This window comes from Bradyrhizobium sp. LB13.1 (assembly GCF_054056815.1).
Map to the genome: position 1 here is coordinate 4,254,441 of NZ_JBSRYQ010000001.1, position 19,422 is coordinate 4,273,862.

22 protein-coding genes, 1 tRNA gene and 6 pseudogenes are annotated in these 19,422 nt (G+C 58.9%); 12 read left to right on the top strand and 17 right to left on the bottom strand.

Translation table 11 applies throughout. The annotated features are described in order from the left end of the window. Nucleotides 1–36: 36 nt before the first annotated feature. Complete coding sequence (locus ACVWYI_RS20215; protein WP_247351193.1) at nucleotides 37–210, bottom strand: hypothetical protein; 174 nt, start codon at nucleotides 208–210, stop codon at nucleotides 37–39. Nucleotides 211–1,290: 1,080 nt separating this feature from the next. Between ACVWYI_RS20215 and ACVWYI_RS20220 the strand changes: the two are divergent. Beyond that, nucleotides 1,291–2,038 (top strand): annotated as a pseudogene (locus ACVWYI_RS20220) (IS5 family transposase). 78 nt (nucleotides 2,039–2,116) lie between these two features. Here ACVWYI_RS20220 and ACVWYI_RS20225 read toward each other — a convergent pair. Beyond that, nucleotides 2,117–2,905, bottom strand: a complete 789-nt coding sequence (locus ACVWYI_RS20225) for an outer membrane protein (protein ID WP_247342418.1) — start codon at nucleotides 2,903–2,905, stop codon at nucleotides 2,117–2,119. Between the two features lie 76 nt (nucleotides 2,906–2,981). On the opposite strand from ACVWYI_RS20225, the gene ACVWYI_RS20230 reads away from it, so the two are divergent. Next, entirely contained in the window at nucleotides 2,982–3,641 is a 660-nt protein-coding gene (locus ACVWYI_RS20230) for a helix-turn-helix domain-containing transcriptional regulator (protein ID WP_247342416.1), read from the top strand. 608 nt (nucleotides 3,642–4,249) lie between these two features. Here ACVWYI_RS20230 and ACVWYI_RS20235 read toward each other — a convergent pair. Next, nucleotides 4,250–4,579 (bottom strand): PilZ domain-containing protein, encoded by a 330-nt coding sequence (locus ACVWYI_RS20235; protein ID WP_247342414.1) that lies wholly within the window; start codon nucleotides 4,577–4,579, stop codon nucleotides 4,250–4,252. Between the two features lie 488 nt (nucleotides 4,580–5,067). Between ACVWYI_RS20235 and ACVWYI_RS20240 the strand changes: the two genes are divergently transcribed. Then, nucleotides 5,068–5,271, top strand: coding sequence for a cold-shock protein (locus ACVWYI_RS20240; RefSeq protein ID WP_247342407.1), 204 nt, complete (start codon nucleotides 5,068–5,070; stop codon nucleotides 5,269–5,271). A 209-nt stretch (nucleotides 5,272–5,480) separates the two neighbouring features. Here ACVWYI_RS20240 and ACVWYI_RS20245 read toward each other — a convergent pair whose 3' ends face one another. Together ACVWYI_RS20245 and ACVWYI_RS20250 are read right to left on the bottom strand one after the other, a co-directional pair. Then, complete coding sequence (locus tag ACVWYI_RS20245; protein ID WP_346730933.1) at nucleotides 5,481–5,726, bottom strand: helix-turn-helix domain-containing transcriptional regulator; 246 nt, start codon at nucleotides 5,724–5,726, stop codon at nucleotides 5,481–5,483. A gap of 192 nt (nucleotides 5,727–5,918) precedes the next feature. After that, on the bottom strand, nucleotides 5,919–6,560 hold the full coding sequence (locus ACVWYI_RS20250; protein WP_456663003.1) for a hypothetical protein: 642 nt from the start codon (nucleotides 6,558–6,560) through the stop codon (nucleotides 5,919–5,921). Between the two features lie 178 nt (nucleotides 6,561–6,738). On the opposite strand from ACVWYI_RS20250, the gene ACVWYI_RS20255 reads away from it, so the two are divergent. Both ACVWYI_RS20255 and ACVWYI_RS20260 read left to right on the top strand, forming a co-directional pair. After that, a complete protein-coding gene (locus ACVWYI_RS20255; protein ID WP_247342409.1) occupies nucleotides 6,739–6,897 on the top strand; it encodes a hypothetical protein in 159 nt (52 codons plus the stop codon). A 1,047-nt stretch (nucleotides 6,898–7,944) separates the two neighbouring features. Continuing rightward, a pseudogene (locus tag ACVWYI_RS20260) lies at nucleotides 7,945–8,149 on the top strand (cold-shock protein). Nucleotides 8,150–8,231: 82 nt separating this feature from the next. On the opposite strand, the gene ACVWYI_RS20265 reads toward ACVWYI_RS20260, so the two are convergent. Both ACVWYI_RS20265 and ACVWYI_RS20270 read right to left on the bottom strand, forming a co-directional pair. Then, nucleotides 8,232–8,468: a hypothetical protein gene (locus ACVWYI_RS20265; protein ID WP_456663004.1), complete on the bottom strand. Its 237-nt coding sequence runs from the start codon at nucleotides 8,466–8,468 to the stop codon at nucleotides 8,232–8,234. Between the two features lie 390 nt (nucleotides 8,469–8,858). Further along, nucleotides 8,859–9,041 carry a hypothetical protein gene (locus ACVWYI_RS20270; RefSeq protein ID WP_247342401.1) on the bottom strand — a complete coding sequence of 61 codons (183 nt, stop codon included), beginning with the start codon at nucleotides 9,039–9,041 and terminating at the stop codon, nucleotides 8,859–8,861. A 281-nt stretch (nucleotides 9,042–9,322) separates the two neighbouring features. On the opposite strand from ACVWYI_RS20270, the pseudogene ACVWYI_RS20275 reads away from it, so the two are divergent. Further along, nucleotides 9,323–10,203, top strand: a pseudogene (locus ACVWYI_RS20275) (IS3 family transposase); the annotation flags it as partial. A gap of 7 nt (nucleotides 10,204–10,210) precedes the next feature. On the opposite strand, the gene ACVWYI_RS20280 reads toward ACVWYI_RS20275, so the two are convergent. Next, complete coding sequence (locus ACVWYI_RS20280) at nucleotides 10,211–11,617, bottom strand: IS30 family transposase (RefSeq protein ID WP_456663005.1); 1,407 nt, start codon at nucleotides 11,615–11,617, stop codon at nucleotides 10,211–10,213. Nucleotides 11,618–11,660: 43 nt separating this feature from the next. Here ACVWYI_RS20280 and ACVWYI_RS20285 point away from each other — a divergent pair. Then, nucleotides 11,661–11,921, top strand: a pseudogene (locus ACVWYI_RS20285) (IS3 family transposase); the annotation flags it as partial. Here ACVWYI_RS20285 and ACVWYI_RS20290 read toward each other — a convergent pair. The 3 genes from ACVWYI_RS20290 to ACVWYI_RS20300 are packed head-to-tail and all read right to left on the bottom strand — an operon-like array spanning nucleotide 11,874 to nucleotide 14,122. Further along, the gene (locus ACVWYI_RS20290) at nucleotides 11,874–13,466 is read right to left on the bottom strand and encodes a recombinase family protein (RefSeq protein WP_456663006.1); all 1,593 of its coding nucleotides are present in this window, start codon (nucleotides 13,464–13,466) and stop codon (nucleotides 11,874–11,876) included. The pseudogene ACVWYI_RS20285 and the gene ACVWYI_RS20290 sit on opposite strands and share 48 nt — an antisense overlap. Beyond that, the gene (locus tag ACVWYI_RS20295; RefSeq protein WP_456663007.1) at nucleotides 13,420–13,962 is read right to left on the bottom strand and encodes a recombinase family protein; all 543 of its coding nucleotides are present in this window, start codon (nucleotides 13,960–13,962) and stop codon (nucleotides 13,420–13,422) included. Before ACVWYI_RS20295 ends, ACVWYI_RS20290 begins: the two co-directional genes overlap by 47 nt. After that, nucleotides 13,952–14,122 carry a hypothetical protein gene (locus tag ACVWYI_RS20300; RefSeq protein WP_247349117.1) on the bottom strand — a complete coding sequence of 57 codons (171 nt, stop codon included), beginning with the start codon at nucleotides 14,120–14,122 and terminating at the stop codon, nucleotides 13,952–13,954. The genes ACVWYI_RS20295 and ACVWYI_RS20300 overlap by 11 nt, the downstream gene beginning before the upstream one ends. Nucleotides 14,123–14,549: 427 nt before the next feature. Between ACVWYI_RS20300 and ACVWYI_RS20305 the strand changes: the two are divergent. Next, nucleotides 14,550–14,627, top strand: a pseudogene (locus tag ACVWYI_RS20305) (IS3 family transposase); the annotation flags it as partial. Nucleotides 14,628–15,117: 490 nt separating this feature from the next. Here ACVWYI_RS20305 and ACVWYI_RS20310 read toward each other — a convergent pair. The 5 genes from ACVWYI_RS20310 to ACVWYI_RS20330 all read right to left on the bottom strand — a co-directional run bounded on the left by ACVWYI_RS20310 (nucleotide 15,118) and on the right by ACVWYI_RS20330 (nucleotide 17,243). Beyond that, entirely contained in the window at nucleotides 15,118–15,657 is a 540-nt protein-coding gene (locus tag ACVWYI_RS20310) for a hypothetical protein (RefSeq protein WP_456663008.1), read from the bottom strand. Nucleotides 15,658–15,760: 103 nt separating this feature from the next. Continuing rightward, complete coding sequence (locus tag ACVWYI_RS20315) at nucleotides 15,761–16,225, bottom strand: hypothetical protein (RefSeq protein WP_247353484.1); 465 nt, start codon at nucleotides 16,223–16,225, stop codon at nucleotides 15,761–15,763. A gap of 80 nt (nucleotides 16,226–16,305) precedes the next feature. Next, nucleotides 16,306–16,554 (bottom strand): hypothetical protein, encoded by a 249-nt coding sequence (locus tag ACVWYI_RS20320; protein WP_247353482.1) that lies wholly within the window; start codon nucleotides 16,552–16,554, stop codon nucleotides 16,306–16,308. A 9-nt stretch (nucleotides 16,555–16,563) separates the two neighbouring features. Then, entirely contained in the window at nucleotides 16,564–16,854 is a 291-nt protein-coding gene (locus ACVWYI_RS20325) for a hypothetical protein (protein ID WP_247353480.1), read from the bottom strand. Continuing rightward, nucleotides 16,851–17,243 (bottom strand): hypothetical protein, encoded by a 393-nt coding sequence (locus tag ACVWYI_RS20330; protein WP_354106230.1) that lies wholly within the window; start codon nucleotides 17,241–17,243, stop codon nucleotides 16,851–16,853. Before ACVWYI_RS20330 ends, ACVWYI_RS20325 begins: the two co-directional genes overlap by 4 nt. An 88-nt stretch (nucleotides 17,244–17,331) precedes the next feature. Here ACVWYI_RS20330 and ACVWYI_RS20335 point away from each other — a divergent pair, with 88 nt between their 5' ends. From ACVWYI_RS20335 to ACVWYI_RS20350, 4 genes and pseudogenes are all read left to right on the top strand, one after another. Beyond that, complete coding sequence (locus tag ACVWYI_RS20335) at nucleotides 17,332–17,646, top strand: hypothetical protein (protein ID WP_456663009.1); 315 nt, start codon at nucleotides 17,332–17,334, stop codon at nucleotides 17,644–17,646. A gap of 237 nt (nucleotides 17,647–17,883) precedes the next feature. Beyond that, nucleotides 17,884–18,144: a helix-turn-helix transcriptional regulator gene (locus ACVWYI_RS20340; protein ID WP_247353475.1), complete on the top strand. Its 261-nt coding sequence runs from the start codon at nucleotides 17,884–17,886 to the stop codon at nucleotides 18,142–18,144. 119 nt (nucleotides 18,145–18,263) lie between these two features. After that, nucleotides 18,264–18,566 (top strand): annotated as a pseudogene (locus ACVWYI_RS20345) (phage integrase central domain-containing protein); the annotation flags it as partial. A 274-nt stretch (nucleotides 18,567–18,840) separates the two neighbouring features. After that, nucleotides 18,841–19,266 (top strand): tyrosine-type recombinase/integrase, encoded by a 426-nt coding sequence (locus ACVWYI_RS20350; protein ID WP_456664555.1) that lies wholly within the window; start codon nucleotides 18,841–18,843, stop codon nucleotides 19,264–19,266. Here the strand turns inward: ACVWYI_RS20350 and ACVWYI_RS20355 are convergent. After that, nucleotides 19,225–19,301: transfer RNA gene (locus ACVWYI_RS20355), tRNA-Arg, on the bottom strand. The genes ACVWYI_RS20350 and ACVWYI_RS20355 overlap by 42 nt on opposite strands. Nucleotides 19,302–19,422 lie beyond the last annotated feature (121 nt).

The window sequence follows — 19,422 nt, forward strand, 5'->3', positions numbered from 1 at the left end:
GCGCGACGCTGGCGATGCCGACGAAGAATCGGACCATCACTTCTCCTTGCGAACACCCTTAAACTTCTTTGCGGACTTCTTGACTGCCATGAACTCGCCACTAGTCTTGTTGCGCTTGGTCGAGGTCTTGGTGAGCTTGTTCTTGAGCTGGGTACGCTTCTTCACCGCGCCCTTGCGTGCATTGTCGCCAGTCGGCTTATTAACTGCCATCCTATCCTCCGTTTGAGCAACAACCTTCGGATTTGTGGAACGTTCCTGACTCGGAACCAATTTACAATCTACTGGTTATCTCTGCAACACAGGAGGACACCATGGGCTTTGGAAGAGGCGCACTGCTTTGGATGCTGGGCATCCCGCTGCCGATTATTGTTATCCTCGCACTGTTCTGGCATCACTAAGGGCGGATGTACCCCTGATGCTAACAGAGGCCCTCGGTTCGCCCGGGGGCCTTTTAGTTTGACGGGGTGTCGAGCCCACGACGACATGCAAATCAACCTTTGAAGCGATGCCGTCGCCGGAACGGTGCCGATCGTCCGTGAGGCAGCGGCCGATATGGAGAGCCTACGGTGTCAGTTCGCGTGCCGATTAGTGCGGCCTATGATGTGAAGCACCCGGCTTGAGACAGCTAAGATCCGCGCCCATTGCTAAGCCCGATGCTGTTGCGCTTCGGAACCACCAAAACGACCGCCCGCTTGGGCACGCTGAAGACACGCTGCTGCGTTTGATTGCGGCAGGCAAAGTCAAAAGGAGTGTCCGTGGTGACCGCTCTGCTTATCAGGACACGGGTGCTACCACGTGGCAGGATTGAGAGAGGACAATGCTTACCACGTAGTTGAAGTTCGATGCATCGCCGTCGGCAACGACACCGCCGCCAAACGCCGCACAGCGGGAAGGCGTGAACGAATGTGTGTCACGGGCGTGTAAGGGGGTGGGTAGGGGTGTCCGCAGCTTCAACACCAATCGTTTCTCAGCGACCGCTCGCCCCCAGTTTCACGCGCGTCTGCAAATCAAATGTTGAGGGGTACCGCGTGGCGCCTCGTCTGCCGCCGGCCAATCGCCGGGCTGAACCGATCGAGGTCGCGCTCGGACTTCGGGCGCGGCTGATGAAAAGAAACCGAAGTTACTTGATCCAACCCAACGATATCCGACCTCTCAGAACCACCACCGCCTTGGCTCGCCTTCCGGTCGCGAGCGGCACGGTCACAGGAGCTGCTTGATCGAGGCGAGACGTTCGCTAGCGTCTGTTGGGACAGGATTCTCATCGGGGCTTGGTTGTGATTCAAGCTTGGGATGGACCGATTCGTTTTGACTGACGCCCAATGGGCGAAGATGGAGCCGCATTGTCTTGGCAAGCCGGGAGATCCGGGCCGCAGCGGCAAGCACAACCGACTGTTTGTCGAGGCCGTTCTGTGGATCGCCCGAACCGGCAGTCCCTGGCGGGATCTGCCGGCGATGTTCGGCCACTGGAATAGCACATTCACGCGCTTTCGCGACTGGGTGAAGGCGGATGTCTGGAAGCGGCTGTTCGAGGCCATCTCCGACGATCCCGACATGGAATACGCCATGGTCGACGCCACCATCGTCAAGGTCCACCGCCACGGTCAGGGCGCAAAAGGGGGACGCAAAGCCAGGCGATCGGCCGCTCGAAAGGCGGCATGACCACCAAAATTCTGGCGCTCACCGATGCGCTCGGCAATCTCGCTTCGTGCTCCTGCCGGGACAGCGTTTCGATACGGTGGGCGTGCCGCCGCTCATCGAGGGATTGGCCTTCAACGCGCTGATCGCTGATAAGGCCTTCGATAGCAACGCCATCATCGCCGAACTCGAAGCGCGTGGCGCCAAAGTCGTCATCTCCCAGCATCCGCGCCGTGCACAGCCTCTCGCCATCGACAAGGAGATGTACAAATGGCGGCATCTCATCGAGAACTTCTTCGGCAAGCTCAAGGAATTCAAGCGCATCGCAATGCGCGCCGACAAGACCGACCAGAGCTTCACTTCAATGATCTATCTGGCCGCGGCCGCGATAAACTCCAGATGAATCCCAACAGACCCTAGGAGACCAACGAAAAAGCCCCGGACAATGCCGGGGCTTTGACGTATGAAAGGTTAGACCAGATCAGTACCTGCCGATGCCCGGGCCGCTCCAGTTGAAGCGATAGACCAGCGAGGTCGAGATCGTCTGGTTCCAGCTGTTGGCGCGGATGTCGTGCCCGCCCACGAACGGGAGGTTGGTGACGTTGTCGAGCTCGCTCTGAGTCTTGCGCTCGTAGAAGGCCGAACGGTATTCGGTCTTCATGAACCAGCCGGGCGAGTTGATGCCGAAGAAGTTCAGGCTGTTCTCGACGCCGCCGCCGACAAACCAGCCGTTGCGGTTGTAGCCATTGAGATGGACGCCAGCATCAACACCGGCGAGGTCCATAAAGTTTGTGCGGCCGAAGTGAGCACCCGAGTAACCGCCGTTGACGTAGGTGAGGACGTTCGGGGCGGCGAGCCAACCGAGACGGACACCTGCGGCCCAGGAGGTTTCCAGCTTCTGGTTACCGGTGATGTCGAAAATCGGGTCCTGAATGGTGGAACGGATGCTGCCGAACTGACCGTCAGCGAACACACCGGCGACCCAAGTGCCGTTGAACTGCCAATCGTAGCCCGCGCCGACCGTGCCGAACCAGCCGGAACCGCCTTGACGCTGATCGATCGTCAGCGGGGTGCCCGTGGCGGTGTCATTAATGTGCTGGTCGGCATTCGAGAGGCCGCCACCGCCGCCGCCGAAGATGTAGAAGCCGGTCCAGTTGGCGACGGGCGCCGGCATCGGGGCCTTCACGTAGGGACGGGCAGCAAGGTCAGCGGCCGAGGCCGAACCGGTCATCGCGGCTAATGCAGTCAGAGCAAGCAAAGTCTTTTTCATTTCTAAGGTCCCCAATTTAATCGGCGTGCGGTTCGTTGACGGGCATCCTACCTAGAACCGACAGGAATGCTGTATCTTGGACGACACACTGAGCGATAAACGAAGGCAAATGGTGCCCGATAATAAAGCTCTCCTGGTCAGCTTATTTCGCGACAACCCCGACGCGATCGCCGCGTATCTGACTGATAAGTTTGCGGAAAACGACTTAGAGGCGGCGACGACAGGGCTGAGCCAGGTCATGCAGGCGCAGAATGTTCGGATGCTTGCACGGGACGCCGGTCTGAGACGGGACAGGTTGTACAGCACGTTCGGCGGCCGAATCGACCCTCAAATCAGCCGGATTTTGAAGCTCTATGACGCGCTGAATGTTCAGGCCGCGATCGCGCCTGCAGGCGGTGGTATGGATTTAGCGCTGCAGCCTGACAGTGCCGAACCGCTCACCAATCGGCTGACCAAGGCCTTCGTTGGCAACCATGCCGAGGAGGCCATTCTTGCGTTGAAAGAAGTCGTGTTGGGTCAGAATGTCTCAGCGCTGGCGCGAGCGTCGGGCATCCAGCGGAGAACGATTTACAAGACGTTCGGAGGCAAGGTGGATCCTCACTTGAGCCGGGTATTGGCACTTTTCGCAGCTTTGAGAGTACGGTTGGTCGTGGTTGCACTTCCACATAAGCCAAGAACATCGCGACCGAAGCTGGGCCGTCCGCCTAAGCTGCCTGCGGGCGGCTCCCGAGCGTAGTGCCTCGACGCGGAGCCGGTCCCAAATCACACGCCTGCCGTTTTCGCCTGCCGGGTCTGCGGTGGCTGCGGAGGCGGCACAGCCCCCGCTATCTATCGGGTCAAGGCGCTCGCTCTCGTCGGAGCAGAGGCGCGGTACGCGCGATGACGAAATTGCGCTGAGCCGGCCGGAATGCGGGAGCACTGCGGATGCGTCGCTCGACTTCTTCGACCTGAAGTCGAAGGTTTTCCAATTTTGAGAGTTCGGAAGAGAGTTCGTTGAATCGTTGGGCGAGAAGGGTCGCGCGAGAATTCTGCATGAATACCCCCAACACAAAATCCACTGAAAAAAACGCCTCAAAGTAAACAGTAACGGCGGGCGCACTCGCATCAAAGAATGTGAATGTTCGTGCTGCCAAGCCAAGGCCGGCGCCTATGAGGAATTCTAGTCCAATTCCCGACAGACGCTTTGTGAACTAGCGCACATTTGGCGCCGGAAAGGCGCGCACTATGACCAATGATAGGGCCGCCCGGCTGTACGCAAACCCGCCCGACCGCAGATCTACCGCGCGCCTTCAGTTAAAGGATACCAATGTCCAACGACCTCGTCGTTATTCCGACTGAGGAGCGTCAGCGCGCAATCGTTAGTCGCTCGTTACTCAACTGCCACGTTTGGGGGTCGCTGAAATAGTCCGCCGATTTCGGCGAGCGATGGCGCAGAAGGAACGAGACGCCGCAAAGAGTTCCTTTTCTCCACACGACGCGGCAGATAAAGATCGCGGAATGGCCGTTGAACGACAGTACAAATTCATTCGCAAACACGTAGTAGGGTGTGGAGATGCAGGCCCCAAGGGCGTTGATATCGCGCACCATACATGGATGTGTCCCACGAATTCCACCAAATGACAGCTGCGCCGCCCGGTTAATCGTTATGCGCTCCATTGCACGACGTTCGATCATGGCGAGATGCTCCAAGATGAGGAGGTAACTTTCGAATCGAAGCGATCGCTGCGATTGCGATTCGCCCTTTACGAAGTCAGTTTTCCGGTCCCGCCGAAGCCCGAAAAACGGCCATGACACGTTGAGCCGGTGGGGCCCACGCTAACAAGCAGTGTTGTTGTCCAATTAGAATTGATCGGAATTAGTGGTTAATTCGAGCACGCACTGGGTTGGAGGCAAGACTCTGCTCACGTCAATCGACGCCTACGCGGCGCGTGGTGCATCAATATGCGAATGACCACGCTGGCGCGGCGATCCAGCCAGAACACGACACCGATTGGAAGACGTTTCGCCGCGAGCTTAAAGGCAGGCGGAAGTGGTGGAGGTGAGGGGCATCGAAGGCGCGTCGGGTGTCGGGTGGTCCAAGGCGCGGGCGCGTCTCGCGACCAGCCTTTCTTTAGTCAAACTTCGAGCACTAGTTTTGGTTTTTTGAAAAATGGAGAAGTTAAGTGGCTATAGGCACCGTCAAATGGTTCAACCCGACGAAGGGATACGGGTTCATTCAACCGGATTCTGGCAGCAAGGATGTTTTTGTTCATATCTCCGCAGTTGAGAAGGCTGGTTACACCTCGCTCGCAGAGGGAGCTAAGGTCAGCTTCGACGTTGTGAACAATCGCGGAAAAGACTCGGCGGAAAATCTACGGATAGGTTGACGCAGCAGCCAGTCGCTACGAGTGGTCGCTAGTCATTGCTTGCTGTTGGCACTCGCCGCCCGCTCGACGGCCAGTTGATCAGTTCGGGTGCCGCGGGTGGTATTTTGAAGGACCAAACCTTTACCCGTGCTTTTTCGGAAGCCCTTTGTCCACGCGCGAGCGCCGAGACCACAACATGGGTCTCTTTAACGACAACGACGCTGATGGCATCAAAAGGTAGGCGATTGCTTGCGACGTCGCCGGGGGACTACCCTGATCTCCAATCCCATGGCCGTGAGCACACCAAGAACAGTCGAAAAGTTTGGAAGCCGTTCGTTCCCGAAGGCTCGATAAATGCTCGTTCGTTGCAGACCGGCTTCTCTTGCGACTTGTGAAATGTTGAAGTTGTCTAGCGCCTTCCCAATGGCCCTGCAGATCGTGCGAGCTTCGGCCGACTCGAATGCCTCTCCAGCAATTCGGCATAGTGTTCGGCCATGCGGGGGTCTGACGGGATATTTTCAAGCATTCCATCGTATAGTTCGGTCATCGGCTGCTCGTCTTGGTTCGTCACTGCGGATGGCGCGCCTCATGCGCGTGATGAAGGGCTTATACGGTGATGAAGCTCTGACACTAGTTCGAAGAGAGTGGTCAGTTCTCTAAGAGAATGATCAGTTACCGCCAACAGCGTCAAGCCCGCGATGATGGCCGGCGACGTCGCGCATTGCCTTTCGAGTGTCATATGTCACGGTGCCGTTGCTGTAGTCTGTCGTGGTGTACATCTGATGATGACCGAGGGAGTTTGGATGGCAACGCTCCGACAACCGGTTGTAGTGGTTCAACGCGCCGGGCAAAAGCTTGTCCAGCTTTTCGATGTGTGTGAGCACATTCACCGTTTTGAACTCAGGGAACTGCTTCAGCCATTCCTCGTCGCGGCTTGAAAAGATCCTGTTCATCGTCAGTTCGTCCAGGCCCTTCAGATCCCTGGCCTCGAGCAGCTGCGAAACGCGGATTTGAAAGTCGACAAGCAAGGCCACAGTTTCAACGAGTGCTCGGATGGACAGAAAGGCCGGTAGCGGCATCGCCGCATTCCATGAATGGGCCGTCCCTTCGGCAAGCGCCACGATCCTATAGAGGACCGCCTCGGCAAAAGTTTCGATTTTCCATGCGATCTTTGATCTGGCCAAGGAACCAACCACTACGATCGTCGATCGGCGCTGTCCCGCAAGCCTTACAATGTCGTCATTGATCGAAGTCAACGCCTCTGCGTCGGCCGACGCAGCATCCGGCGGAATCTTCGAAGCCCTTCGCAACCGCGTGCTCGAAGCTGAGCAAAGAAGGATTGGCACGCCGCACCGACGGCGGAGAGGATCAGTCAGAAGAACAGCTAAAGTTCGCGGGCGCCTCTAACCTTCCGCGCTCCACAGACGACTAGTTGCCAGCTTCCCCTTGTAGGCCCAAGCTATAGACAATTCGTGAGTCGGGGGATTCATGGAACGAAAGCCCTTTGAGAGCATGTCGGTTAAAGAGCTGTGGCGACTCCACACGCTCGTCAATGACGTTCTTGCCGTGAGGCTCGTGGCCAAGAAGGAAGAGCTGGAGCGACGGCTCGGGTTTCTCAACCGAGACGACAAGCCGCTCAATTCATAAGGTCGTCTGGATTGTCGCGGCCGCCATTCGCTCTGACTAGCCTCTGTGCTAACAGTTGCAGCCGCCGCGCCGATCGTGCGGAACGTCGCGGCGTCGGTCGCAGGAGCAGTCTCTGGCCGTTCCTGCGACCTTAACTTTCGAGGCTCCGGCGCTCAAATCCGCAATTGGATTCGGCAGCCGGGAGCATTTGGGGGCTGGAATGCGATCCGTGCCATGTTCCCCCTTTAACGACAATGGGTAGATCGGCGGACTCCGGTAGTTGTACCGACTCCATTTTCGGAACGGGGTGTTCTACTGTGAGAACACCGGCGAGATTTAAGTACCAAAACCGATTTCAAGGTGTCCGGGAATGCCGCAGTGGGGGCTGGAACCACGCTGCGGCTTTTCCCGTGGGCTAGGCGCAACCTGAGGCTGCCTGTTTTTGGTCACGGTCCCGAATAACCAGCCCGTCGATCCTCTTGGGCTTGCTCCTACGCTTAGCGGTCCGATAGGAGCGCGCGCGGGTTCGATCGTGTCGGTAACGGCGGTAGGGACGCCTTCTTACCCGTCCCGGCGGTGAATAACGCCAAGTCGCGACGGATGTTGTGAGGGATAGTTCCCTGGCTAACCAATCCATTGCGCGAAGGCGCGTCCGCTGGTTCGGCTTATTCGGTCTCGCTGTTTGCGGAAACGTTGCAACCGACCGTAGACGACCTGCTGCGTGCGACCTAACCGCTCGCCGAGCTCTGCCCTCATCCAGTAGCGCAAGCAGTTGCGCTTCTTCTTCAGGCGACCACGGACGTATCTCTTTGTCGATTGTTGGACATCGATTTCATGCCAGCAAAAGCGCTGCGAACCATCATCGTACAGCAAGATGGTAAATGATGAGTTCTGCCACCGATGGACTGGCGACGGGGGAGTTGAGGGCAGGCGGCGCTGAGGGAAGTGAGGGGCCTCGCCAAGACGCGGCGGGTCTTAGGATGAGCGGGCGCGGGCGCGTGTCGCGACCAGCCTTTCTTTAGTCAAACTTCGAGGACTAGTTTTGGTTTTTAAGAATGGAGAAGTTAAGTGGCTATAGGCACCGTCCAAATGGTTTAACCCGACGAAGGGGTACGGGTTCATTCAACCGGATTCGGGCAGCAAGGACGTCTTCGTTCACATCTCAGCGGTTGAGAAGGCTGGTTACACCTCGCTCGCAGAGGGAGCCAAGGTCAGCTTCGACGTGGTGAACAATCGCGGTAAAGACTCGGCGGAAAATCTAAGAATCGGCTGATACACCCAAGCGGGTTGGCGGCGTTTGCCACGTCCGGAAGGTCGGTAGGACGCCTCGGCACAACGAGACGCGTGGCTGATGATCAACAGTTGTCCACGCGCGATTTCCGAAACTCAACTGGGCCATCTATGAGTCGGCTCTTACGAGCGTTGACATCAGCGGCGCTAGCATCTTGATCGAGCAAACCATCGATCGCATCTGCCGCCAACTCGCCGGCCTGATCACTTTGTATCGTATAACCGTCGAGCCAATCCTGTTCTGTCGCTAAGGCGGACCAAGCCCGCGCCATCCGCTTGTAACGGAGTGCCGCCTTGCGCATTCGTCGACCCCTCAGCGAGTTGCAGGCAGTTCTCGGCATTTTCGCGAAATTTATCGGACGTTTTGACCATGGGAGACAACGGGCTTCCGGTGAGATCGTTCCGACGGATTACGTCGAACCGTCACCGTCCAAATCACATTCATTAGGGAAGTAAATTGTCCAACGACCTCGTCGTTCAGCTAGGCGCAAAGCTGGACCAATTCGCCAGCGTTTCGGGTCTGCGGTGGCTGCGAAGGCGCTTTCCACTTAGGGCGTCAGCGCAGCCGTCTGATCTTCTTTTTGCGCTTAGCAGTCGCCTTCTTAATCTGCTCTCGCAAGCGAAGGATTTCTGCCCATCGAGCCGCGGTCTCCGGGTCGACCGCACGCGCGGAGGTCGTTCGACGATGACGATTACCGCTGATGCCCCAGACCAATTCCCAAGTACAGCGCCTTCTGGCGTAGCGAGCCCTCGGTTCGCTTCGTCATCTTGGCTATTTTTACGACAGGCGTCCGTGCTTTGGAGTGCGCCTTCAGGTCCTTGATATCGTCACGCGTCCATTCGCGACGAACAGTCTTCTTTTTCTTCTTGGCCAAGGCGGGCGCTCCTTCAATCGTTGGGCGCGCGGTTTAACACACGGTGCGGTGTACGCAACCCGACATCCCCGTTCGTTTAGAAATACAAATGATCCAACTCAACAACCTCCCGCCTGACATGACCGAACACACCAAAACGAGTATCGTCGATTATGCGTCGATCACAGCAAGAACGCCATCAACGAAAGCCTGGCATTCAGCATGGGTCTTGAAGGTGCCTTTGAGCTGCACCCGGTTCCGAAGACACCAAGTTAGGTGTTTTATGGAGCAGGAGGTGCGTCATGGAGAGAAGGCAGTTTACGCGGGAGTTCAAGCTTGAGGCCGTGCGGCTGATCAAGCAGCGCGGCGTGTCGTATGCGCAGGCGTCCAAAGACCTTGGTATTCATCCGACACAGTTGCGCAGTTGGGTGAAGCAGCTTGCGGACGATCCGCAACATGCATTCCCTGGCCACGGTCAGATGAAGCCAGAGCAACTGGAGATCGCGCAGCTGAAGCGCGAGGTCATCAAGCTTAAAGCCGAACGGGACATCCTAAAAAAAGCCGCGGCCTACTTCGCGAAGGAATCGACGTGAAGTTCGGTTTCGTTGCGAAGCACCGAAGGATCTGGCCGGCGGAATGGTTGTGCGAGGCGCTCGGTGTCTCGCGGGGTGGCTTCTATGCCTGGCTGACACGGCCGCGCAGTGAACGCAGCCGGACCGAAGAAGAGCTTGGCGCGAAGGTTCGAGCCAGCTTCCTGGCCAGCGACCGGACCTATGGCGCCAGGCGGGTGTGGCACGACCTGCTGGCCGAAGGGATATCTTGCGGGCTGCACCGGATCGAACGATTGATGCGGCTGCAGGCCCTTAAAGCACGCCCACGACGGCGTCGACTGCCGCCCGATCTGGGTGAGCGGCAGATCGCCGCCGTCGCTCCCAACGTGCTCGACCGCTCCTTCGAAGCGCCCGCTCCCAATCGCAAATGGATCGCTGACTTCACCTATGTTTGGACGGCGGAGGGTTGGCTCTATGTGGCCGCAGTCGTTGATCTGTTCTCGCGGCGGGTGGTCGGCTGGTCAATGAGTACAGCAATGACGGCACAGCTCGTCACCGATGCCCTGGTGATGGCGATCTGGCGACGAGGCAAGCCGGACGCGCTGTTGCATCATTCCGATCGCGGCAGCCAAGGCGGATTCAAACGGTCGTCGCAACACCAGTTACTTTCACTGATAACAGAAGATCGTCAAGCGCCTCCGCCGGCGTTTTCCAGCCTAGTGTCTTCCGCGGTCGGGCATTGAGGGCCGCTGCCACAGCGGATATCTCCTCGGCGCTGTGGATGCTCAGGTCCGTGCCTTTCGGGAAGTACTGCCGCAGCAACCCGTTGGTGTTCTCGTTAGTGCCGCGCTGCCATGGGCTTTGCGGGTCGCAGAAGTAGACCTGGATACCCGCATCGATCTTGAGACGATCGTGCTGAGCCATTTCGGCTCCCTGATCCCAGGTTAGCGAACGGCGCAGCTCTTCGGGCAAAGTGATGATGGTGCGCGTGATCGCGTCGCGCACGGCTTCGGCCCCATGTCCCGCAAGGGCTGGTCCGTTTTTGACGCGCGGAGCTTCGCCATGCCCCGCCAACCGTGGAAGGTGCAAGAGCATCGTAAAGCGCGTCGTGCGCTCGACCAGCGTGCCGATTGCTGAGCTGCCAACACCGAGGATGAGGTCTCCCTCCCAATGTCCCGGCACTGCTCGATCGGCAGCTTCAGCAGGGCGCTCACTGATCATGATCTCCGGCGAGACAAAGCCCTTGCCTCGCCTGCGTACGCGCGCTCTGGGCATCCGTAACACACGCCCTGTTCGCAAGCAGGCCGTCAGCTCGCGGCGTAGCGCGCCACGGCCCTGAACGAAGAGGGCTTGATAGATAGCTTCGTGGCTGATGCGCATCGTCTTGTCGTCCGGGAAGTCGATCGGCAAGCGTCGGGCAATCTGCTCAGGGCTCCAGGCTTTGGCCCATCGCCGATCCTTGCGCGGGCCATGCCGCCGCCCCTTCCACGGAACGGCGGGACCAGGAACGGGCGCGCCGGTCGGGGCTACGACGCCGCCAGCAAGTCTTTCCTCCACATAAGTGCGCAAGGTTGCATTGAGCGCAAGCTTGGTCGGCTTAGGCCGGCGGGCGGATCGATCCGCATGCCATTGGGCAGTTATTGCCCGATACCCCAACCCGCCGCCGCGAGTGGCCGCGTTGCGCCGCAGTTCACGGGAGACTGTGGAAGCAGCCCGCCCCAGGCGACGTCCAATCTCCTGTATGGAATGGCCCTGCACCTTGAGAAGTGCGATCTCCTCGCGCTCATTCAACGAGAGATACCGCCCGGAGAGAGCCTTTGCCGAAGATCTGAACATCGCTGGTGGCATGCCGCCCGCCTTTCGGAATAATCTGCTTCCGACAGGTTGTGACAATCCGGCTTCGAGTGCAGCATCTTCGCTGCTTAACCCAGCGGCAATCGCCCGCCAAAATTTATTCTGTTCATCGCGCCCGGCAACAGAGGGCCGTCCTGGCGACGGCAATGGGGCTCGTCCTGACCGCGCCGATCTGCGCCTTACAACGTTCATCGCAACCTCCAAACTCCTGGTGTTGCGACGACCGTTTGAATCCGCCCAATACACCAGCGAACAGTTCCAGAGGCTGATGGCCGATCACGGCGTGGTCTGCTCGATGAGCCGGTCAGGCAATGTCTGGGACAACGCTGCAATGGAGAGCTTCTTCTCGTCCTTGAAGACCGAGCGAACAGCGCGCAAAGTGTACCGGTCACGCAACGAGGCCAAGGCCGACGTGTTCGACTACATCGAGCGCTTCTACAACCGCGCATCAGAACACCCATCTGTCTATGTTGTTGTAGAGAAGAGACTTTGCTGATTGGGATGCGATCCCGTGGGGTATCTTGGGTTCTGTCAGCGCTCGTTCGGCGATAGATTGAGCGGCAGTTGTTATCAGCGAGGCGCGGGCGAAGATCCACGGGCCGTCCGATAGCGGATGGAAGGCTTCGATTTCGCCGGCTTCAGCGGCCAGCCGGAGCGTCTTGGGCGCGATCTTCAGGAGCTTTGCGGCGTTGCTAAGGTTGAGCCAGGGTTCGATCCCGTCATCGGCGGGCTTGAACACCGGGAGGTGGTAGCTCGAGCGCATTGATGTGACGCGCTCGCGGGTCCAGCGATTGCCGTTGCCTGTCTTGAGGCCGTTTCGGTTGAGGAGGCCGGCAATCAGATCGTCGCTGGCGATCAGCACCAGTTGACGCACGGCTTGGATAATATCGGCAGAGGTGCTGTTGCGCTGTCCGCGCCGGCGCTTGGGCAAGCGCAACTCGCTGTGGGCACCACCCACCCAGTGGACGATGAGAACGATCTCGGAAGCCGCGTCGTCGATATCGGCCACGACCTCATGGACGAGGGTGCGTACAATGCGCTTCTTGAGGCGAGCATCCGTCGTCGGCGCATCCCAGACCGTTTTGAGGTTCGAGGCAAGAACGCTGAGCGAAGCTGGATCAGCAATGGGCGCGGACGTCACTGCATCATGCATGGCGATCTTGCCCTCGACCTCCGCCACGTGAGCGAGCGCCCTGTTCCAGCGCGCTTCCAGCTCACTCGCCACCAGCCGGTTCGCGGGGTCAGCGGCATCGTATTGCCGGAAAGCCCTGTCGGCGGCATAGCGCGCCGCCTCGAGGTCGCGATTGAGAGCATCGCGCACCTGATCGCGGCGTTCCCTGGCTCCCTTGGCGGCAGCGGTTGCAGCGGCGATAGCGCCTGGGCCGACAACGCCAAGCAGTGCTTCCTCTATTGCATCATCGACGCGCAATCCTCCGAAGGCGATGCAGTGAGGGCCGCCATTGTCCATCCAAGCGCGGCTGCAGCTGTAGCGCGGGATATGGTGCTTCATGCCTGAGTACCGGAGTGTGAGCTTGCGGCCGCAGCGCTTGCACCGGATCAGACCGGCCAGCAGCGCGTCTCCATGCTTGGGCGCGCCGTGATGCCGACCAGTGGGAACGTTGCTGCTGACCATCGCGCGGATCGCCTCGAACCTCTCCCAGCTCACATACCCGTCGTGGGTATTAGGCTTCAACGTCAACCATTCGTTCCGCGTCTTGCGGCGGATCTTCACGGTCACGCCCTCGGCGGGGTATCCCGCCGCCACAGCCGTCTTACCATAGGCATAGGCGCCGCCGTAGACCGGGTTCTCAATGATCCGGTGGATGGCGGAGTAACTCGGTCGCCGCCAGGCTGTGTCGCCGTTGGACTGTTTCACCGGCAGATCGAGATTGTACTCGTGGAGCCAGCAGAGCGCCTGTCGGGCACTGCCCAGTTCCTCGACCTTGTCGAACACCAACTGGATCGCTTCCTGGACGCGCTGATCCGGATCTTTCTCATAGCGGTCGCCGGCCTTCACGAAGCCGACGGGCGCCGCCCACAATCAACTCGCCCCGGCGCGCCTTCTCATAGCGGGCCGAGAGCGAGCGCTGGCGCAACAGATCCAGCTCGTACTCATTGAGGCTACCCTTGAGCCCGAGCAGCAGGCGGTCGTTGCCGTGCCTTGGCGCATAGATGGTCTCCTGATCGACCAGAACGGTGTCGACCACGCGGCACATCTCGATGAGTTGCTGCCAATCCCGGCTGTTGCGAGCGAACCGCGAGACCTCGCGGGCGCAAACTGCACCGACCTTACCGAGGCAAACCTCCGCTACCATCCGCTCAAAACCAGCGCGTTGGACCCCGCCGGCGGCTGAACGACCGAGATCATCATCGATCACTTCGATCTCAGACCAACCGAGCGCCGTCAGCCGGTCCCGCATGGCGTATTGCAACGCGCTGCTCTCGCGATTGTGCAACACCTGATGTGCCGAGGATTGACGCACGTAAAGAATCGCCTTGCGCTCCAGATGATGAGGCCTGACCTTGTCAGAGATCATGACCGACCTCCTTCGCGGGCGGCGTCGCTGTCATCGCAGCATGGTCGACGATCAACTGCGTCATCAGGCTTGTGAGGGCCGCCCGAGCTTCCGCCGGCAGCTCCAGCCATGCTGGTGCGCCGATGGCGCCGTTCGAAAGGCCGCTCCCGAACAGATCCATCTGCTGCTGCGGCCGCGGTTGTCGATTGTGTCGGTATCCGCTCCCTGGCATTGCCGTCTGCCGTGACATGGGTCTCTCCCCGATTCTGGTCGTGAGAGGCTCTGGATGCGCTAGAAAGCAGAGCAGCTGATGACGTTCGATCCATCAACGCCAGATCGAGAAGCGCTGAAAACGCTGCAAGTGCGGTTATGCTGACAAATGGCCGAGCTGCCAAAAGCTCCGCCTCAGGGCATGCCGTCCGGTCGAACATCCATGCTGGAACCTCCAGCCAACGATCTGCTTGCGATCCATCCAGCGTGCAGCGGAAGGCGACATCGCCAGCCTTGTCGACGGCCCCATTGAACGCAAACTCGGCAGCCAAACCAAGGATGATATCGATAAAGAACCTCGCGAAGAACGGTCCTGTGGGCGTTCTCAAACCTCGTTGTACAATCCGAAGCGAAGGCATTCGACGATCGGATATCTGAGCCCTATGGAGTTCGAACGGAAGGTCGGATTAGCTTAAGCCGGTGTCAACAGAACCGGGTGCAGCTCAATTCGGGCAAGACGACAGGAAGCGTCTTATAGAGGCACTCGACAGCAGAGAGTCTATTTGGATGGAATTGGCGTTCAAAGAAGTGGATGGAGACGTCAGATCAGCAGAACTGATCAAGACGACAGAGCCGCCCAAGGCTGCAGCATCCGTCGACGAGCCGTAAGTACAGCGGCCGGCGCGCGGGAGGAGGTCCTAGCTCAAAGCGAGTAGGTAGTAATAACTGGAAGCTTGCCCGGTTGAGCCTGCCGCTTCGCGTTCTCTAGCGCCTTCAGCAACTCGGTGGGTGACCGCCCCTCCAGCCATCTGGAGGTGATGACGGTCCCAGAGACCACGTAGTCCCCGCAAGTAGCACAGTGGAAACCATCGCCGTCATGAGTTTTCGGCAGCGGCTCAGCAGGTTTCCCACAGACTGCACAATGCATCGCTTTCACTCCATTTCAGGTTGGCGACGCCAAAACAGCTAAGTAGCCGGTTGCTTAGCTAGCTTCGACGAGGGCTTAGGCTCAACATAGTCGCCATTAAGCTGCGGAAATGGCTGCATGGCCTGGCAAATCTCCTCGAAGCCCACAATCCCGCCGTCTGAGGTATTGATGAAGGCGCCGCTGGTGGATGAGAAGACGGCAATGGTCCTTCGGATTCCGGTGTAGCCACCGTATGAATTTTTGGCGTTCGCCTCAATGCAGACGCACGATGTCGCTGTGGGGAATAGACCGTTTTGTGTGGGGCACGTCACTGGTCCGCCGACTTTTGCATCTCTGATTGAGTAGGGATCTTTCCACATCGTGGACCGGTTCGCCAAGACGGCTTTAGTGGCGACGTCGGCAGAAATAGTGCGCTGATATGCGACGGACGGGGCCGGATCGTTTTGCGTAACACAGCCGCCCAGCACGGCGCAAAGCGCCGCACTTCCTAAATAGCGCATGAAGATTCCCCGACCCGACAAACCATCCAAGCGCAACCGCCGGGCGAGCGCAAGCTGCAGTGCACCGGATCGCAACAATCTTTAGTTGGGGATACCAAGCACCGATCTCTTTACCGCCGCGACTCAGGAGCCGCCTTCCGCTGCGCAATCCAGCGCTTTGTGGAGGTGCTCGTTCGACCTGTCAGTCGCGAGTAAAGCCGGCGCAGAGCCAGCCGACTAGCCAAAACCCATAGAACAGAGCCGCTGCGGAGACGATCGACGCTACGGCACCAATTGTGAATGGCTCAATCGCATATTGCAACGGCGCCGGCTTCTCTTTCGCATAGAAGAGGACCGTAGGAAGGTCTTCATAATACAACGGGCCTGACGGGCAGCCGGTCGCATCAAAATCGATCTTCGTCTGATCATAGCTTTTCATCTTGATCGGCCAGTTGTTCCGCACTCTATCATTCATGCAGACGGCCTGCTCGTAGCGACCCTGTGCACTGTTTTGCTGGCCTATGGCGATCGGAATTGTGATCGCGAAGCCACCGACCAACACGATGACGCCGAGTACAATGCCGACGCGTTTGAAGCCTCTGATGAATCGCGCGCCTGCCGTGAGCGGGGGCTTAAGCGGTCGTGCGTAGGGGCGTAGATCAGTCATGGGGTTTCCATCAAATCGAACCGTAGGTCGAGGGCAAGGGGAGGTGCTTGATACGATTGGCCTAGTCGACGCGACTTGCGTCAGATGGCGCCCATCTTCACGCAGAGTGCGTGGGCGACCATGAATACTGGGAGCGCGATCAGGAACCATACGATGGCGTCTCCGTCGCGATCTGGCGCAAACTCCCGGTTCGCATCTGTCTCGCGGGTATGAGGAACTACAGAAAAGACCTGGCTTGGTCGGGTGCGCTTGGCTGCGCGACGCAACAGCTGTTTGAGGGTTGCTTCGGGCTTTGGCATCGTAGCTGCGCGGGTTTCTTGGTCAGACATCAGTTTTGGCTATCCATCTATCTCGACCAAATATACCGGTAGGCCAGCATCTGCCGATCTCGCCGCGGTCTGCTCTCGGTAAAGCTTCTTTTCGTCGGCATTGGACAGTCGCACGCCCAAGGTTGCGAGTTCGTCACAAAGAGGTTTGCCGGCCGACCAAGTCGAACTGAGCTTGTCGCGGATTCTTCGGTCGGCACAGATCGTCTCAGCATCCGAATATTTTCGAGCTGAGAAAGCAATGACCGGCTTTCGATCGACCTCGATTGTAAATACGGACAATGAAATCTTGTCCTCGATCATGCCTTTCCCTTGCCGCGGTCGACACGTTGCTCCCGGAACTCCGAAGGCCCCTTGATCAACCGCCGCTTCCGAGTGGCGTTTTCCTCGGCCGAAGCGGCAGGATCGCCGATTCGGTCAATCGTCTTTCCAGCAAGCTCTTTGGCGCGCTCGGCGGAGACTTTTCCGGTCGACGCCATCGCAGGGTTTGATAGGGACTTACCTAGGCCGATCTCAACCAGCCGGCGGATTGCCTCGGGACGTGATGGCTTTGGTGCAGGCCGCCCTTCAATCCAGCGGTCGACCCCCTGCATCTCGTTTGGCGGCATCCGCACCATCACAGGTACAGCGTCGACGCGCGGCCTTCCTAGGGGGCGTTTTTTTCTGATATTAGAAACTGTTGACTTTGCCATTCTTACCTGATATCAGAAAAGACAGGCCGGAGCAAGGTGGCTGCCTCGCTTTCGGCCCTGACCCCAGCGCGAAAGGATCTTCTGCGCCATGGCTGACACCACTATATCCAAACTGACCCGCCAACACCGCCGCATCGTTACACTCATGCACGGCGCACTGCCACAGCGCGTCGTTGAGATGCTGGACGACACCGCCAATGACGTGCTCGGCCAGCTTGCCGAAGCCGAGGCGACGACTTGGCTCGAATTCTCGGACAAGGTGGCCTGCTTAGTCGGCGGGCTGCCGCACGATCCGACGTCCGGCTGGCTGGTGCGCGTGCGGGACAGCTTCGCTGCTGACTTGCTGGCGCTGCCGGTGCGCTCGGCATGGGCGGAGAGCGAGTTGGCCGAGGCGGCGGAATAGATACCAATCGGCGGCCCGGCAGCTCAGCGCCACCCCATCAAGCCCACGCCAAGCCCGCTCCTGAAAGGGGCGGGCCATCCGCTTTCTCAAGCGCAAGTAACAAAGAGTTACAAATCGGTTGCAGCGTCGGTTTGTGCCGCATTTGTTCTAAAGCGACCGTGTATAAATAAAATGACTCGTGCGTCGGGCCTCAGCCGGCGAGGTAAGCAGAGCAATCTACTATTCAGGGACTCGCTCTTGCCCGTTCCAGCCAATGACAACAGCCGCGTACAGCCGCGCGGCTTACGCCGTGCCGATGCGGCGCGGTACCTCGGGATCTCTCCCAGCTATTTCGATACCCAGCGCAAGGCTGGCAACATTCCGGCGCCGAGGCAGATGCTCGGCGTAGTGTTATGGGACCGCAGCGACCTCGACCGCTTGTTCGATGGTGTTTCGGTCGGGAACGAAAACGACGACTATTGGGATAAGCAATGCGGCAGCGGAAACCCAAATACGTAAACGAGTATCTGGACAGGCACGGGCAGCCGCGCGTCTATCTGCGTCGGCCGGGCAGGTCGCAAGTTGCCTTGCCTGCGCCTCTTTACACCCCGGAATTCTGGACGGCCTATCGCGCTGCTATGAGCGCCGACGAGCCAACGCCGGAGGTGCGGCGTATCAAGGCCGGCACGATTGCTGCTGCTGTGCGGGGCTACTACGGGAGCGCCGAATTCAAGGCGCTGGCCGAGAGCACGCAAACCATTTATCGCAACGTCCTGAATCGTTTCGTCGACAAGCACGGCGAGGGGCCGATTGCTGGCATTCAGGCCAGGCACGTCAACAACCTCATCGACGAGATGGCCGACAGGCCGTCTGCCGCGAGCAATTTCCGGAAGCGTCTGAAGGCCGTTATGGATTACGCGGTGTCGGCCGGGATGCGCAGCGATAACCCGGTTGTTGTCGCCAAGCGCGTGAAGCTTAAGACCACGGGCCACAGAACGTGGACGGAGGGGGACATCACCGCATTCCGCAAGCGTCATGTTGGTACGCCGCTGCGGCTTGCCTTCGAGGTATTGCTTCACACCGGCCTGCGCCGCTCCGATGCCGTGCGGCTTGGCTGGAAGCACCTGACGAAGGACGGCTTCGTTATCACCACCAAGAAGAGCCAAGGCCACGTTGAGCTTTGCATCCCGGTGCACGCCGACTTGGCCCGCTACATTGCCGAGTGCCCGAAGGACGGTCCGGCCTTCATCGCAACCATGTACGGCCGCGCTCGAAGCGAGAAAGCGTTTTCCGCGTGGATTAGCGAAGCTGCGGCTGACGCTGACCTGCCTCCGGAAGTCGTCACCGCATGGAGTCCGCAAAGCTGCGTGCCGTCGTCTTGCAGAGGCTGGCTGCACAGCCCTCGAAATCATGTCCATCACAGGCCACACCGATATCCGCGAAATCGAGCGCTATTGCCGCGCCGCTGAGCGCAAGGGTTTGGCCGCGACGGCAATGACGAAGCTGCAAGCAGGATTCGATATCAAATTGCCTAACCCACCTAGGCAGTTAGGCAAAAGTGCCCGCAAATCATTGAAGTCACTGGTAGCAAAAGCCGACTGGCGATCCCGGCAGGAATCGAACCTGCAACCCTCAGAGTAGAAATCTGATGCTCTATCCAGTTGAGCTACGGGACCGTTTTTAGCCGCCCTGGTTTGGGGCCAGCTGTTCATCTACCATGCCATTATGAAAAATATCGTCTTTAGCCAAGCCTGAACCGAACCGTTTTCCTCGAAGCCGCGACAAAGCGGAACGGTG